A 14,520-nucleotide genomic window follows, 5' to 3' on the forward strand; every position below is an offset into this window, starting at 1 on the left:
CGGGCAAGGGCGCGCGATACGCGCTCGAACGCGTTGCGTCAATCCTTTTTGGCGGTGCGGCGCGTCTCAGGCAGGACGTATTCCACGATCTCGGTGCGCTGCAGGAACCGGAAATTGTCGTCGGAAATCATCGTCAGACGGATCGCGCCGCTGTCGTCGCGCCAGACCGCGAGGCCTTCGAGATTGTCGTGACGCCCGGCGCCGGTTTCCAGAAGAACCTCGCCGCCCGAGATCGAGTCGCCGTTGATGTCGAAGACCTGAACGCGCGTCCGAAAGCCCAGAAGCCCCCAGAAGTCGCGCTCCAGCAGGTAGAAGCGGCCATCGGGGCCGAAATCCGCGCCGACCGGCAGCCAGTTCTCGGAGCGCGGGATGGCGAAGGGTTGATCCCATTTCTCGTCGCGATAGCGCCAGACCGGGTAGGGCCTGTCTTTCGCGCCCGAGCGTTCGGGCATCGTGTAGAGCGTGCCCTGATCGTCGATCGCCAGCGCCTCTAGCGAGGAGTTGTTCTGCATCTTCGCAAAGGCATCCGGGCGTGGCAGCAACTCGGCCGGGCCGCCATCGGTCGGAAAATGCGACACCCGCGCCAGCCCCTCGAAGGAGATATAGACCGAACCGTCCGGCGCCAGCGCCAAGCCTTCGCTGTCACCCAGATGACGGGTCAGCGCCGCGCCTTTGGAGCTGTGAAGCCAGTTCGGCCCTTGTGTGACCCTCACGTCCTTGATCTGGCCGGCTGCGTTGCGATCGAGATGCCCGCGCCAGATGGTCGTGCGATCCGACTGGGTGACGAAATCGCCTCCGTCCGGCCCCAGCTCAAGCCCTGAAAACCCGCCGAAGACGAACACGCCCGGCATGGTCCAGTGAAAGCTTTGCAGGAATTGCGCGCGGGGATGCGGCCCGGCGGGCGCGAGCCCTCCGAGAATGGCCAGCCCCGCACCTGCAATCAGCGCGAGGTAAGAACGGCGCGGCATTGGTTGGGCAGGTCCGACATGACGTAGGTTTTGGCGTTTTTCTTCGGCGGCCCTTTCGGCTTGGGCTTGGCCGCGGTCTTCGGCGGGTTGAGGTAATCGGTCACCCACCAGTTCAGCGTGTCGTCACAGCCATCGCCTCCCTTCGAGAGCTGCGCCACGGTCGGTTTCTGCGTCTCGCAATAGCGCGCACCGGGCGGGCATTTCAGGCGGACGTGGAAATGCGTGTTGTGGCCATACATCGGACGGATCTTCTGCAGCCATGCGCGATCGTTGCGCGGCACCGTGTTGCACATCGCGATCTTCACGGCGGCGGCCACGAAGATACGGTCGACTCGCGGATCGGCAGCGGCGTGGCGCATCAGTGCGAGGTGCTGCGGCGTCCAGTTGGAATTGGTGTGGCGCTGATCGGCGGTGCGCACCGAGATCGAGGAGATTTTCTCCCGCTGGGCTCGGCTGAGATTCAGGTTCGTCGCGGGCAGCATCCAGATATCGGCGTCGAGCCCGATCTGGTGGCTCGCATGGCCGCCGGTCATCGGGCCGCCGCGCGGCTGGGAAATGTCGCCGATATAGAGACCGTTCCAGCCCGGCAGCGACGCGGCATAGCGCGACAGATCCTGCAGGTAGGTCAGCATCGCGGGCTGGCCCCAGTTGCGATTGCGCGACAGGCGCATCGCCTGCCAAGTCGGTCCGCTCTCGGGCATGCGCTGCAGGCCTGCGGCGCAGCCACGCGAGTAAAACCCGATGGCCGAAGGCGCCTGCGCCGAAGCGCTCGCCTTGGAGCCGAAAAGTTGGCGGGCGAGCGGTTCGGCGAATGTGGGCGCAGAAATAAGGCTGAAAGAAAGAGCGGCGACGAGAAATTTCGCGATCATGATGAGGGGGGTCCTTCGGGCGCAGGGTCTCCGTGACTTCTCACGAATCCTAGCAGGACCAGCCCCAAAAGCAAAAGAACGATGATCGGTGTGATGCCCGTCGACTGATTTCCGCTTATCTGCGTCGTGATCCCGATGGCGAGCGGCGCGATGAAGGCCGTGGCCTTGCCCGAAAGCGCGTAGAGGCCGAAATGCTCGGTGATCTTTTCCGGGTCGGCCTGACGCACCATCATCGTCCGCGAGGCCGATTGCAGCGCGCCGCCGCAGGCCCCGATCATCCCGCCCAGCACCATGAAGGCGATGTCGGGCAGTTTGCTGTCGGGGGTGACTGCCATCCCGAAGACGCTTTCGCGCGAGATCATCACGATGCCGATCACCACCAGCGTCAGCACGACCAGCGAGGTGATGATCACCGTGCGCGGCCCCCAGCGGTCATCGGCCTTGCCGCCGAGCCATGCGAAGGTCGCCCCGGTGATCGTGCCGAGGATGCCGAACAGACCGATCAGGGTGATCGACCAGTTCAACACGCCCGCCGCATAGAGCCCGCCGAAGGTGTAGATGCCGTTGAGCGCGTCGCGGTAGAACATCGAGCTGAGCAAGAACGAGGTCAGCGAGCGCCGGCGCGGCAGCGCCTTCAGCGTCGCGCGCAGTTCCGGCCAAGCGCCGCGCAGCGCCGTGCCGATGGGCAGCGCGTCGGGTTTGCGCGGCTCGCGGACCCAGAAGAAGAAGGGGATCATGAAGACCGCATACCAGATTGCGGTGAGCGGCCCGACCGCGCGGGTATCCTCTCGCGTGGCGACGTCGAGGCCGAAGAGCGGGTCGATCCCGAGCATGGTTTTCCCGGTCGTCGGGCTCGCCTGCAGTAGCAGAAGCATGATGAACAGCGTGATCATCCCGCCGATATAGCCGAACGCCCAGCCCGAGCCGGAGATGCGCCCGATCTCTTCGCGGGGCCCGAGGTCAGGCAGGATCGCATTGGTGAAGGTGGTCGCGAATTCCATGCCGATCATGCCGATGGCGAAGCTGATCATGATCGCCATCAGCTTGAAATCGCCCGGCACAGCATACCACAGCCCCCATGCGCCCAGCACATACATCACCGAGAACACCCAGATGAATGGCATCCGCCGTCCCGAGCGGTCCGCGACCGCGCCGAGGAAGGGCGAGCCGAGCGCGATCAGGATCCCGGCGATGCCGACGCCATAGCCCCAGACGGTTTGCGCCGCCGTGCCAGAGCCCATGAGGTCTTTTACGAAGGGAGCGAAGATGAAGGTGACCAGCAGCGTGTTATAGGGCTGGCTCGCCCAGTCGAAGAACCACCAGCCCCAGATGCGTTTCTTCGCCGTGATCATGTCGCCCTCTCCCCGCCGCGCCAGTAATTGCGGCGATCAAGCCCGAAAAGGGACGATCTGGCAAGGGTTTCGACTGGTTGGGCGGGCCGCGCAGGCGGCAGTGTTACATCTGCGGCGGCCAGGGGCGCTTGTGATCGGCTTCGGCCCAAGCGGTCACGAATTCGGGAAGTGGCGGCGAGGTCGCGTCCTGCCCCATCTCGGCCAGAACCTGCGCGGGCGGGATCATGCCTTTCTTGGAGGTCACGGCGCCGCGGATCAGCACATGCGAGGTGCACTCGCCGTCCTTCGTGAACATCGCATGTTCGAGCCAGATCCAGCGGTCGTCCCAGCCGAGGCAACGCGAGCGCATCTCGAATTTCTGGAACGCCTGCACCCGGCGGCGATACCGCGTGGTGTTCCCGGCGACCACGATGCCCCATTTGTTGCGCTTGAGCGCGTCCCAGAGCCCGGTGCGGATCGCGAGCGGAATCCGCCCCAGATCGAAAAGCGTCAGCGTGCGCCCGTTGTTGAGCTCCATCCACAGGTCGATGTCCCACGGCCAGCAGATATGCTGGCTGACATGGGTGCCCGTGATCGGCAACGCCGGGGCGTTGCGGAACTTCACGATCTCTTTGGCCATGCGGATAACGGGATACATGCGCCCAGAGGTGCTGCGCCGCAGCGGGGCGGTCAAGAGAGACGTTACGGAAAATGCGCGCCAGCCTGCGGTTGCAATGCCGCGGCGCCTCGCTTACCTGTCTTTGCGATCCAAAGCGGAGGTTTCGATGGTCACGCTCTTTCAGGCCCTGGTGCTGATCCTGAACGTCATCTGGTTCGTCATGATCGCCCATATCATCATGAGCTGGCTGATCAATTTTCAGGTGCTGAACCTGCGCCAACCCTTGGTGGCGCAAATCTGGTTCGGTCTGAATAACCTGCTGGAGCCGATCTACGGGCGCATCCGGCGCTTCCTGCCCGACACGGGCGGGCTCGATCTGGCGCCGCTGGTGGCCTTCATCATCCTGATCATCATCCGTCAGGCGCTGTTCAACAACGCGGCCTTCTTCTACGGCAACAGCTTCTGATGCCAGCGGCTGCGGCAGCCGAGGCACCCGCAGAGCTACTGGCGCGGGTCTGGGGGTTCGACGCCTTCCGGCCCGGTCAGGAAGAGATCGTGCGCGCGGTGATCGACGGCCGGAACGTGCTGGCGATCATGCCGACGGGCGGCGGGAAATCCCTGTGTTATCAATTGCCTGCTCTGGCGCGCGACGGCGTGACGGTGGTGATTTCGCCGCTGATCGCGCTGATGCGCGATCAGGTCCGCGCGCTGAAACAGGCCGGCGTCGAGGCGGGCGCGCTGACCTCGGGCAATACCGAGGAGGAGACCGAAGAGGTCTTCACCGCGATCGACGAAGGGCGGCTGAAGCTTCTCTACATGGCGCCGGAGCGTCTGGCCTCGGGTGGGACGCAGCATCTGCTGAAGCGGGCTGGCGTCAGCCTGATCGCGGTGGACGAGGCGCATTGCGTCAGCCAATGGGGCCATGATTTCCGGCCCGATTACCTGCGTATCGGTGAGCTGCGCCGCAGCCTCGGCGTGCCGCTCGCGGCCTTCACCGCGACCGCCGACGAAGAAACCCGGACCGAGATCGTTACGCGCCTGTTCGACGGGAAGCCCCCCGAGAGCTTCCTGCGTGGCTTCGATCGGCCGAATATTCACCTCGCCTTTTCCCCGAAAGATCAGCCGCGCCAACAGATTTTGCGTTTCGCCTCGGCGCGCAAAGGGCAGTCCGGGATCGTCTATTGCGGGACGCGGGCGAAGACCGAGAGTTTGGCCAAGGCGCTGAGCGAGGCCGGGCATCTCGCCTGTCACTATCACGGCGGGATGGAGGCCGATGACCGCCGCGCCGTGGAGACCCGCTTTCAGCAGGAAGACGGGCTGATCGTGGTCGCGACGGTCGCTTTCGGGATGGGCGTCGACAAGCCCGATATCCGCTGGGTCGCCCATGCCGATCTGCCCAAGAGCATCGAGGCTTACTATCAGGAAATCGGTCGCGCGGGTCGCGATGGCGCCGCCGCCGAGACGCTGACGCTTTACGGGCCCGACGACATCAAACTGCGCCGGTCCCAGATCGACGAGGGGCTCGCTCCGCCCGAGCGCAAGGAGGCCGATCACGGACGTCTCAATGCGCTGCTGGGTCTGGCCGAGGCGACCGAATGCCGCCGGGTGAAGCTGCTGCGCTATTTCGGCGAAGAGGCCGCGCCCTGCGGCCATTGCGACCTGTGCGATACGCCGCCCGAGCTGTTCGACGGGACCGAGGCCGTGCGCAAGGCGCTGTCGGCTGCGCTGCGCTCGGAAGAACGGTTCGGCGCGGGGCATCTGATCGAAATTCTGCTGGGCTCGCAGACCGACAAGATCAAGCAATGGGGCCATGACAAACTGCCGACTTACGGGGTCGGGCGCGATCTGAGCCGTCCGCAATGGCAGGCGGTGTTCCGGCAGATGATGGGGCATGACCTGATCCGCCCCGACGCGGCGCGGCACGGCGCGCTGGTGATGACCCAGACCGCCCATCCGATCCTGCGCGGCGAGCAGTCGATCACCCTGCGCCGCGATCTGGTGGCGAAGGCGAAGACCAAGCATGTTGTGCGGACGCTGGTGAGCGACGACGACGCGCCGCTTCTGTCGGCGCTGAAGGCGAAGCGGCGCGCGCTGGCCGAGGCGCAGGGCGTGCCGGCTTATGTCGTCTTCACCGACCGCACCCTGATCGAGATGGCCGAGAAACGCCCCGGAACGCTCGACGAGATGGCCGGGATCAGCGGTGTCGGTGCCAAGAAGCTGGAAAGCTATGGCACGGAGTTTCTGGAGGTGATCGCGGGCGCGGTCGAAGAGATGCACCCGCTGCGCCGCAAGCTGGCAGGTTCGACCGAGGGTGAGATATACGACCGTCTGGCCGATGCGCAGCGAAATCTCGAACGTGGCGCGGATGGTTATGATCGCCCGCTCTCCTGTTCGGCCTCGACGATCCGCAAGATCGCCGAGACGAAGCCGCGCTCGCGCGACGACCTCGCCCGGATTTCGAACCTGCCCGAGGCGAAGCTCGACCGATTTGCCGAGGCGTTTCTGGCGGTGTTGGCCGACTACCGCTAGGCGAGTTGGTCGATCGCGGGCGGGCGCGCATCTGCGGGGCGGTCCGACAGGATGCGTTCGGTAATCTCTCGTTTCTTCAAGGGCTTGGTCAGGTAGTGGTCGATCCCGGCGGCGAGAATGCCCTCGCTATCGCCCTCCATCGCATGGGCGGTCAGCGCGCAGATCGGGACATGCGCCGCGCCTTCCGACGCACGGATTTCCCGCGTGGCGTCCCGCCCGTCCATGCCGGGCATCGAGATGTCCATGAAGATTAGATCGGGCTGGAAACTGCGCCACAGCGCGACCGCCTCGTGGCCGTTATTGGCGAAGCGCAGATCGATATCGAGATCCTTCACCATCTTGGAAAAGACCAGCTGGTTGGTGCGGTTATCCTCGGCGGCGAGCACGCGCATCGCGCGCCGCTCGGTCAGCTCTGGTGGCGGGCCGGGGGGTGGCGGATCAGGCGTGGCACATGCCGCCCGCGACAGGTCCTGCAATGCGCGGAACAATTCCGAGCGCAGCACCGGTTTTTGCAGGCAGCCGGTGATACCCTCGGCCATCGCGGCCTTCGCAGCCTCGGGATCGGAGCTGAGCAGCAGGATCGGCACGTCGCCGCCATCCGCCCGAAGCCTCTGCGCCAGGGCAACCCCGTCGAGCGCGGGCATTTGGTGATCGGTCAGGATCACGTCGAAGGCGCTGCCATCCTCGATCACCTGCAACGCCTCCTCGCCGGAGCGGCAAAGCCTTACCTTGAGCCCGTAGGTCTGCAATTGCCGCTCCAGAATGACGCGATTGACCAGAAGATCGTCGACCACCAGCGCCGCGCGCAGCGTGATCGGCGGGGAGGGGGCGTCGATCGGCTCGACCGGTTCGGCGCGGGGCAGCCCCAGTTTGAGGCCGAAACACGAGCCTTCGCCAAGCGCGCTGTCCACCCAGACCTCGCCGCCCATCAGCTCCACCAGTTGGCGGGTTATCGCGAGGCCGAGGCCTGTGCCTTCGAATTTGCGATTGGTCTCGGCCTCGACCTGATTGAACTCGCCGAAGACGTGATCGAGCAGCTCGGGCGCGATGCCGATGCCGGTGTCTTCGACGGTGATATGCAGCTCGTAGTGACCAGCCTCGCGTTCGACCCCCACGACGCGGGCGAGGACGTGACCGGCGTCGGTGAATTTCACCGCATTGCCCAGAAGGTTCGTCAGAATCTGCCGCATCCGCCCGGGATCGGCCTCGAACCGGGTGGGCAGGAACAGGTCGTAATCCACCAGCAGCTTAACCTCGCGGTCCTTGGCGGAGGGCTGCAACAGCACCATGACCTCGTGCAGGCACCGCTCCAGATCGAAGGGCTCGGGGTAGAGCCGCATCCGCTCCGCCTCGATCTTCGAGTAATCCAGAACGTCGTTGATGATGGTCAGAAGCGCCTCGCCCGACGACCGGATGGTCTCGGCGAACAGGCGCTGTTCCTCGGTCAGATCGGTCTCGGCCAGCAGGTCCGCCATGCCGACGACGCCGTTCATCGGGGTGCGGATTTCGTGGCTCATATTGGCGAGGAAGGCGGATTTCGCGCGGTTCGCCGCCTCCGCCCGGTCGCGGGCCTCGCGCAGTTCGACCTCGCGCGCGACGGCGCCGGTGATGTCCTGCGCGAAGGTGACGAGATCGCCCTGCGCGCCCCATGTGTCGTTGAGCCGAAACCAGCGGCCATCCTGCGTGCGCAGCTCCATCGGGGGGATGTCGGTGCGGCGGATGCGTTCGCACATCTCGAAATGCCAATCGAGCGGATCGCGCCCCTGCAGGTCGAAGAAGCCGCTCTCTGCCGCGATGCGCGTCACCTCGTCATAGGAGACGCCGGGGCCGATCGCGATTTCCCCTTCGAAGAAGGCCAGAAACAGTTGGTTGGCAGCGACGAGGCGCAGGTCGCTGTCGAATACTGCGAAACCGTCCGATATCGAATTGACCGCATGCCAGAGCCGTGCCTGCGCGATCTGGGCGAGCGAATTGGCCCGCTCGAGATCGTCGCGCACGCGGCTGTTCTCGCCCAGCAGGGTTTCGCGTTCGCTGAGCGCACGGGCGAGGCCCTCGCGCTGCTCCACCACCTGATCGGAGAGCATGCGCGCGTGCTGGGCCAGCTTCTGGTTGGCGGCGAACAGCTCCTGGCGCTTCTGCTCCAACAGCTTTTCCGCCGCGAGTCGTCCGCGGCGTTCCTGTGCCAGTTTCTCTGCGATCGCCTTGTGCATGGACGCGGCAAAGCCCCTCGTGTGGTCCGGGAGGCAGAGTTGCAGTGCTGCGTGAAAGGCGGGTTAACCGCGATGATGGGCGGGCGGGAAAATCCTTAAATTGCTATGGATTGCCCGCCCGCTTGACCCTCAAAGATCGGGTCTTAGAGACGCTCGATCGACAGCGCGATGCCTTGGCCGCCGCCGATGCACATGGTGACGAGGCCGTGCTTGCCGCCGGTGCGCTCCAGCGCGTGCAACGCCTTCACGATCAGGATCGCGCCGGTGGCGCCGACCGGGTGACCCAGCGCGATCGCACCGCCATCGGGGTTCACCTTCGACGCATCCAGATCCAGCTCGCGCGAGACGGCCAGCGCCTGCGAGGCGAAGGCTTCGTTGCTCTCGATCCAGTCGAAATCGGAGGCCTGCATGCCGGTCTTTTCCAGCAGCGCGCGCACGGCGGGGATCGGGCCGAGGCCCATCACCTCGGGGCGCACGCCCGCGATGGCGTAGCCGGTGATCTTGGCGCGCGGGCTCAGGCCCGCCTCTTTCGCAGCCTCTTCGCGGGCCAGAACCAGCGCCGCCGCACCGTCATTGATGCCCGAGGCGTTGCCCGCCGTGACCGAGCCGTCCTTCTGGAAGACCGGCTTGAGCGAGCCGAGCTTTTCGAGGCTCGTCTGTTTCGGATGCTCGTCGGTGTCGAAGACGGTCGTGCCCTTGCGCGTGGTGATCTCGACGGGGGCGATCTCTTCCTTGAAGTGACCCTCGGAGATCGCTTTCGCCGCGCGCTCCTGGCTTTCCATCGCGAAGGCGTCCTGCTCTTCGCGCGAGATCGAACACTCGGCGGCCACGTTCTCGGCGGTCACGCCCATATGGCCGGTGCCGAAGGGGCACGACAGCGCGCCGGTCATCATGTCGAGCATCTTCGCGTCGCCCATCTTCTGGCCGAAGCGGGCGGCGGGCAGGATATAGGGCGATTTGCTCATCACCTCGGCGCCGCCGGCCAGCGCGAAATCGGCATCGCCCATCATCAGCATCTGCGCCGCCGAGACGACCGCCTGAACGCCGGAGCCGCAAAGGCGGTTCACGTTCATCGCGGGCGTGCCGACCGGGACGCCTGCATTCACCGCCGCCACGCGGCTGAGATACATGTCGCGCGGTTCGGTGTTGATGATATGGCCGAAGACCACCTGACCGATCTTGTCCGCCGACACGCCCGCCCGCGAGATAGCCTCTTTCGAGACATGGGTGGCGAGGTCGATCGGCGCGAAGCCGGACAGCGTGCCGCCGAACGTGCCGATAGGCGTGCGGGTGCCGGAGAGAATGACGATACCGGTCATGGGTAGCCTCCAATGTTTGGGTCGGCGAGAGGGTAGCGAATGGGCTGAACCCGCGCCAGCAGGGCCAGGCGCTTATGACGAGACGTCACTTGGCCGGGCGGTGGGTTGAAACTCTCGGCCAAGGGGACACATTCTAGAAAACGAATATGACTAGGAGGCCGACATGACTGCCAACCCGATCGTCAAAGGGTTCTGGGATAAACCCACCGGAAGCTGGCAATACGTCTTTCACGACCCCGATACGATGAAGGGGGCCGTGGTCGATCCGGTCTGGGATTACGACCATCAGGCGGGTGCCACGACACTGGGCAACGCCGAGAAAATCCTCGATTACGTGAAGGCCGAGGGGATCGACGTGGAGTGGGTGCTCGATACGCATCCCCATGCCGACCACCTTTCTTCCGCCGTCTGGCTGGCCGAGAAACTGGGTGCGAAGCGCGGCATCGGCGAGCGCGTGCGCAAGGTGCAAAGCCTCTGGGCCGAGATCTACAACACGCCCGATCTGCCGCAGGACGGGCGGCAATGGGACCACCTCTTCACCGAGGGCGAGACGTTCAAGATCGGCAATCTCGATGTGAAGGTGATGCTCTCGACCGGGCACACGCTGGCCTCGATCACCTATGTCGTGGGCGATGCGGCCTTCGTGCATGATACGCTGATGCAGCCCGAAAGCGGCACGAGCCGGGCGGATTTCCCGGGCGGCTCTGCGGCCGAGCTGTGGGATTCGATCCGGGCGATCCTCGATCTGCCCGCCGAGACGCGGCTGTTCATCGGGCACGACTATCCCGGCGAGGGCAAGGAGCCGCAGACCGGCGCGACCGTCGCCGATCACCGCAAGCACAACAAGCACGTCAAGGACGGCATCACCCGCGAGGAGTACATCAATACCCGCGAAGCGCGTGATGCGACCCTGCCGCTGCCGAAGCTGATGCTGGCCGCGCTGCAGGTGAATATCCGCGGTGGGCGCAAGCCGGAGGCCGAGACGGACGGGCGGTCCTACCTGAAAATCCCGCTCGACTATTTCGAGCCGCGGTAACGCTCAGCCGCGCGGCAGTTCGGCCCGGCCCTCGGGCGTCAGAAGCCACGCGTCGCGGCCTTCGATGACTGCGGTCGAGAGCGGGTGGCCATAGCCCGCGCCGGAATCGAGATTGAGGCGGTTACCGTAATGGGTGGCCGCCTTGATATTTGTATGGCCATGCACGATCAGCGCCCCGTGGTCGCGCGGATCGGTCAGGAAGGGTTTGCGGATCCACAGCAGGTCATCCTCCACCTGATCCTCCATCGCCACGCCGGGGCGAATACCTGCATGAACGAAGATCGCCTCGCCGCGGGGGAAATAGGCGGGCTGTCCCGCGAGCCAGTCGCGATGGGCCTGCGGGATGGCGGATAGTTCCTTTGCGACCTCGTCGAGGGGCCGGGAGAAAGCGTTCGGGATGCCGTAGCTTTCCAGTGTCGCCTCGCCGCCGACGCGCGGATTGAGATAGGAGACTTCCGCGCTCAGGATCGGGTCTTCGGTATAGGGATCGTCGAGGAAGCCGAGGAACATCCGGTCGTGATTGCCGCGCAGCACGATCCAGTTCTCGCCGCGTTGCTGACCTTTCATCAAGTAATCGATCACCCCGGCAGAATCCGGTCCGCGATCGACCAGATCGCCGACATGCACGATCGGGGCCTCGGTCTCGCCGCATGCCGCGCGATCCGCCGCGATCAGCTCATGCGCGCGCTCGAGCTTGTCGAGATGTCCGTGAATGTCGCCGATCGCATAGGTGCGCATGCCTGTCCCTTCCAATGAAAAGGCCCCCCGCGCGCGGCGGAGGGCCCGGATTCAACCGTTCAGCTAGATCAGCCGAGGACGAATTCCAGCGGTTTGACCTGCTTGAAGCCGCCCGAGGTTTTCAGCGCGTCGACCACGTCCTGGCCGACCGCCTCGTCGACATAGGCAATCGCGATCGCCTCGCCGCCCTGCTTGGAGCGACCCAGGGTGAAGTTCGCGAGGTTCACGCCCTTCTCGCCGAGGATCGTGCCGAGTTTACCGATGATGCCGGGCACGTCGTCATTGGTGGTGTAGAGCATGTGCTCGCCCACTTCGGCGTCGATGTTGATGCCCTTGATCTGGATGAAGCGCGGCTTGCCATCCGAGAACACGGTGCCCGCGATCGAGCGTTCCTTGCTTTCCGAGACGACGGTGACCTTGATGTAGCCCTCGAAGATACCGGTCTGGTCCTGCGAGGTGGTCGAGATCTGGATGCCACGCTCTTTCGCGATGACCGGGGCGGAGACCATGTTCACGTCCGGCTGGCTGGCTTTCAGGATGCCCGAAACCACGGCGGCGTCGAGCGCCTTGAGGTTCATCTCGGACGCCACACCGTCGAAGGTGATGTTGATCGCCTTGATCGCATCCTCGGTCATCTGACCGATGAAGCCGCCGAGGTGCTGCGCGAGTTTCACCCACGGGCCCATGACTTTCGCCTCTTCGGCGGTCATCGAGGGCATGTTGAGCGCATTCTCGACCGCACCGTCCAGCAGGTAGTTCGACATCTGCTCTGCGACTTGCAGGGCGACGTTTTCCTGCGCTTCGGTGGTCGAGGCGCCGAGGTGCGGCGTGCAGACCACGTTCGGCAGGCCGAACAGGACGTTGTCGGTCGCCGGTTCCTCGGCGAAGACGTCGAAGGCCGCGCCCGCGACATGCCCCGACTTGATGAGATCGGCCAGCGCCTGCTCGTCCACCAGACCGCCACGCGCACAGTTGATGATGCGCACACCGGGCTTGGTTTTCTGCAGGTTCTCTTTCGAGAGGATGTTGCGGGTCGAATCCGTCAGCGGCACGTGCAGCGTGATGAAATCGGCGCGACGCAGCAGCTCGTCCAGTTCGACCTTCTCGACGCCCATGTTGGCCGCCTTCTCTTCGCTCAGGAAGGGGTCATAGGCCACGACCTTCATCTTCAGGCCGCGCGCACGGTCGCAGACGATGCCACCGATATTGCCCGCGCCGATCACGCCGAGGGTCTTGGCGGTCAGTTCGACCCCCATGAATTTCGACTTCTCCCATTTGCCGGCCTGCGTCGAGGCATCGGCTTCGGGGATCTGACGCGCCACTGCGAACATCATCGCGATGGCGTGCTCGGCGGTGGTGATCATGTTGCCGAAGGGCGTGTTCATCACGATCACGCCTTTCTTGCTCGAGGCTTCCTTGTCGACATTGTCGGTGCCGATACCGGCGCGGCCGACGACTTTCAGGTTGGTCGCGCTTTCGAGCAGTTTCGCCGTGACCTTGGTTGCCGAGCGGATGGCGAGACCGTCATACTTGCCGATCACCTCGGCGAGCTTTTCCTTGTCCTTGCCGAGCGAGGGTTCGAAATCGACCTCGATGCCACGGTCGCGGAAGATCTGGACGGCGGTTTCCGAGAGCTTGTCGGAGACGAGAACCTTGGGGGCCATTTTCTGGGCTCCTTGAATTTTCAGAATATCGGGAAAGGACGGGCCCGGAGGCCCGCCAATCTGTCACGGATCACGCTTGCGCGGCGATCTCGGCCTCGAAGGCGTATTCGACCCAAGGCATCAGGGCCTCGACATCCGCCGTTTCGACGGTGGAGCCACACCAGATGCGCAGGCCAGCCGGGGCGTCGCGATAGGCGCCGAGATCAAGGCCCACGCCTTCGTTCTCGAGCCGCTTGGCGACGGCCTTGGCGAAGGCTGCGCCGTCCTTGATGCGATCGTCGGTGAACTTCACGCAGACCGAGGTGGTCGACGCGGTCGCCGGGTCGTTGGCGAGGTTCGCGATCCACGGCTTCGAGGCGCAGAAGTCCCACACGACTTTCGCGTTGGCATCGGCGCGGTCGATCAGGCCTTTCAGCCCGCCCACCGATTTGGCCCAGTTCAGCGACACGAGGTAATCTTCGACGCAGAGCATCGAGGGGGTGTTGATCGTCTCACCCTTGAAGATACCCTCATTCAGCTTGCCGCCCTTGGTCATGCGGAAGATCTTCGGCAGCGGCCAAGCGGGGGAGTAGTTTTCCAGACGCTCGACAGCGCGGGGCGACAGGATCAGCACGCCGTGACCGCCTTCGCCGCCCAGCACTTTCTGCCAGGAGAAGGTGGTGACATCGAGCTTGTCCCAGGGCAGGTCCATCGCGAAAGCGGCCGAGGTGGCGTCGCAGATGGTCAGGCCTTCACGGTCCGCCGGGATCGCATCGCCATTGGGGACGCGCACGCCCGAGGTGGTGCCGTTCCACGTGAAAACCACGTCGGTGTTGAAGTCGATGGTGGAGAAATCGACGATATCGCCATAGTCGGCGGTCTTCGTCTCGGCCTCGATCTTGAGCTGCTTGACCACGTCGGTCACCCAGCCCGCGCCAAAGCTTTCCCAAGCGACCATCGTCGCCTTGCGCTCGCCCAACAGCGACCACATCGCCATTTCGACGGCGCCGGTGTCGGAGGCGGGCACGATCCCGATGCGGTAATCGGCGGGCACGCCCAGAATTTCGCGGGTGGTGTCGATCGCCTCTTTCAGCTTCGCCTTGCCGATAGCGGCACGGTGCGAACGGCCCAGCGGCGCGTCATTGAGCATGTCGAGGGAGAAACCGGGGATCTTCGTGCAGGGGCCCGAAGAAAAACGCGCGTTTGCCGGCCGCGTAGCCGGAGCTTGAATAGCCATTGCTGGTATCCTTCCAGATAT

General features: G+C 64.7%; 12 protein-coding genes. 3 read left to right on the plus strand and 9 right to left on the minus strand.

What is annotated here, in order from left to right; all coding sequences use genetic code 11:
- Positions 1-38: 38 nt before the first annotated feature.
- The 4 genes from BMI86_RS12290 to BMI86_RS12305 form a co-directional block, all read right to left on the minus strand.
- Positions 39-968, minus strand: coding sequence for an esterase-like activity of phytase family protein (locus BMI86_RS12290; RefSeq protein ID WP_078541652.1), 930 nt, complete (start codon positions 966-968; stop codon positions 39-41).
- Positions 941-1,837, minus strand: a complete 897-nt coding sequence (mepA, locus tag BMI86_RS12295; RefSeq protein ID WP_078541653.1) for a penicillin-insensitive murein endopeptidase — start codon at positions 1,835-1,837, stop codon at positions 941-943. The genes BMI86_RS12290 and mepA overlap by 28 nt, the downstream gene beginning before the upstream one ends.
- Positions 1,834-3,189, minus strand: a complete 1,356-nt coding sequence (locus BMI86_RS12300; protein WP_078541654.1) for an MFS transporter — start codon at positions 3,187-3,189, stop codon at positions 1,834-1,836. The genes mepA and BMI86_RS12300 overlap by 4 nt, the downstream gene beginning before the upstream one ends.
- A gap of 103 nt (positions 3,190-3,292) precedes the next feature.
- Complete coding sequence (locus BMI86_RS12305; RefSeq protein WP_078541655.1) at positions 3,293-3,826, minus strand: acyl-CoA thioesterase; 534 nt, start codon at positions 3,824-3,826, stop codon at positions 3,293-3,295.
- A gap of 127 nt (positions 3,827-3,953) precedes the next feature.
- On the opposite strand from BMI86_RS12305, the gene BMI86_RS12310 reads away from it, so the two are divergent.
- Both BMI86_RS12310 and recQ read left to right on the plus strand, forming a co-directional pair.
- Entirely contained in the window at positions 3,954-4,253 is a 300-nt protein-coding gene (locus tag BMI86_RS12310) for a YggT family protein (protein WP_075775346.1), read from the plus strand.
- Positions 4,253-6,316 carry a DNA helicase RecQ gene (gene recQ / locus BMI86_RS12315; RefSeq protein ID WP_078541656.1) on the plus strand — a complete coding sequence of 688 codons (2,064 nt, stop codon included), beginning with the start codon at positions 4,253-4,255 and terminating at the stop codon, positions 6,314-6,316. The genes BMI86_RS12310 and recQ overlap by 1 nt, the downstream gene beginning before the upstream one ends.
- Here the strand turns inward: recQ and BMI86_RS12320 are convergent.
- Together BMI86_RS12320 and BMI86_RS12325 are read right to left on the minus strand one after the other, a co-directional pair.
- Entirely contained in the window at positions 6,313-8,526 is a 2,214-nt protein-coding gene (locus BMI86_RS12320) for a response regulator (RefSeq protein ID WP_078541657.1), read from the minus strand. The two genes, recQ and BMI86_RS12320, sit on opposite strands and share 4 nt — an antisense overlap.
- A 143-nt stretch (positions 8,527-8,669) precedes the next feature.
- On the minus strand, positions 8,670-9,845 hold the full coding sequence (locus BMI86_RS12325) for an acetyl-CoA C-acyltransferase family protein (RefSeq protein WP_078541658.1): 1,176 nt from the start codon (positions 9,843-9,845) through the stop codon (positions 8,670-8,672).
- Positions 9,846-10,008: 163 nt separating this feature from the next.
- Here BMI86_RS12325 and BMI86_RS12330 point away from each other — a divergent pair, with 163 nt between their 5' ends.
- Positions 10,009-10,881: an MBL fold metallo-hydrolase gene (locus BMI86_RS12330; RefSeq protein WP_078541659.1), complete on the plus strand. Its 873-nt coding sequence runs from the start codon at positions 10,009-10,011 to the stop codon at positions 10,879-10,881.
- A gap of 3 nt (positions 10,882-10,884) precedes the next feature.
- On the opposite strand, the gene BMI86_RS12335 is transcribed toward BMI86_RS12330, so the two are convergent.
- From BMI86_RS12335 to BMI86_RS12345, 3 genes are all read right to left on the minus strand, one after another.
- Positions 10,885-11,619, minus strand: coding sequence for a metallophosphoesterase family protein (locus BMI86_RS12335; protein ID WP_078541660.1), 735 nt, complete (start codon positions 11,617-11,619; stop codon positions 10,885-10,887).
- 68 nt (positions 11,620-11,687) lie between these two features.
- Entirely contained in the window at positions 11,688-13,283 is a 1,596-nt protein-coding gene (gene serA, locus BMI86_RS12340; protein WP_078522305.1) for a phosphoglycerate dehydrogenase, read from the minus strand.
- Between the two features lie 70 nt (positions 13,284-13,353).
- A complete protein-coding gene (locus tag BMI86_RS12345; protein WP_078541661.1) occupies positions 13,354-14,499 on the minus strand; it encodes a phosphoserine transaminase in 1,146 nt (381 codons plus the stop codon).
- Between the last annotated feature and the right edge of the window lie 21 nt (positions 14,500-14,520).

This window comes from Thioclava sp. DLFJ5-1 (genome assembly GCF_002020115.1).
In the GTDB taxonomy this organism is placed as follows: domain Bacteria; phylum Pseudomonadota; class Alphaproteobacteria; order Rhodobacterales; family Rhodobacteraceae; genus Thioclava; species Thioclava sediminum.

Bases quoted from the DNA above. Each gene is read 5' to 3' on its own strand.
- BMI86_RS12325 (WP_078541658.1), bottom strand. From the start codon at position 9,845: ATGACCGGTATCGTCATTCTCTCCGGCACCCGCACGCCTATCGGCACG.
- mepA (WP_078541653.1), bottom strand. From the start codon at position 1,837: ATGATCGCGAAATTTCTCGTCGCCGCTCTTTCTTTCAGCCTTATTTCT.
- BMI86_RS12310 (WP_075775346.1), top strand. From the start codon at position 3,954: ATGGTCACGCTCTTTCAGGCCCTGGTGCTGATCCTGAACGTCATCTGG.
- BMI86_RS12305 (WP_078541655.1), bottom strand. From the start codon at position 3,826: ATGTATCCCGTTATCCGCATGGCCAAAGAGATCGTGAAGTTCCGCAAC.
- BMI86_RS12320 (WP_078541657.1), bottom strand. From the start codon at position 8,526: ATGCACAAGGCGATCGCAGAGAAACTGGCACAGGAACGCCGCGGACGA.
- BMI86_RS12290 (WP_078541652.1), bottom strand. From the start codon at position 968: ATGCCGCGCCGTTCTTACCTCGCGCTGATTGCAGGTGCGGGGCTGGCC.
- BMI86_RS12300 (WP_078541654.1), bottom strand. From the start codon at position 3,189: ATGATCACGGCGAAGAAACGCATCTGGGGCTGGTGGTTCTTCGACTGG.
- serA (WP_078522305.1), bottom strand. From the start codon at position 13,283: ATGGCCCCCAAGGTTCTCGTCTCCGACAAGCTCTCGGAAACCGCCGTC.
- recQ (WP_078541656.1), top strand. From the start codon at position 4,253: ATGCCAGCGGCTGCGGCAGCCGAGGCACCCGCAGAGCTACTGGCGCGG.
- BMI86_RS12345 (WP_078541661.1), bottom strand. From the start codon at position 14,499: ATGGCTATTCAAGCTCCGGCTACGCGGCCGGCAAACGCGCGTTTTTCT.
- BMI86_RS12335 (WP_078541660.1), bottom strand. From the start codon at position 11,619: ATGCGCACCTATGCGATCGGCGACATTCACGGACATCTCGACAAGCTC.
- BMI86_RS12330 (WP_078541659.1), top strand. From the start codon at position 10,009: ATGACTGCCAACCCGATCGTCAAAGGGTTCTGGGATAAACCCACCGGA.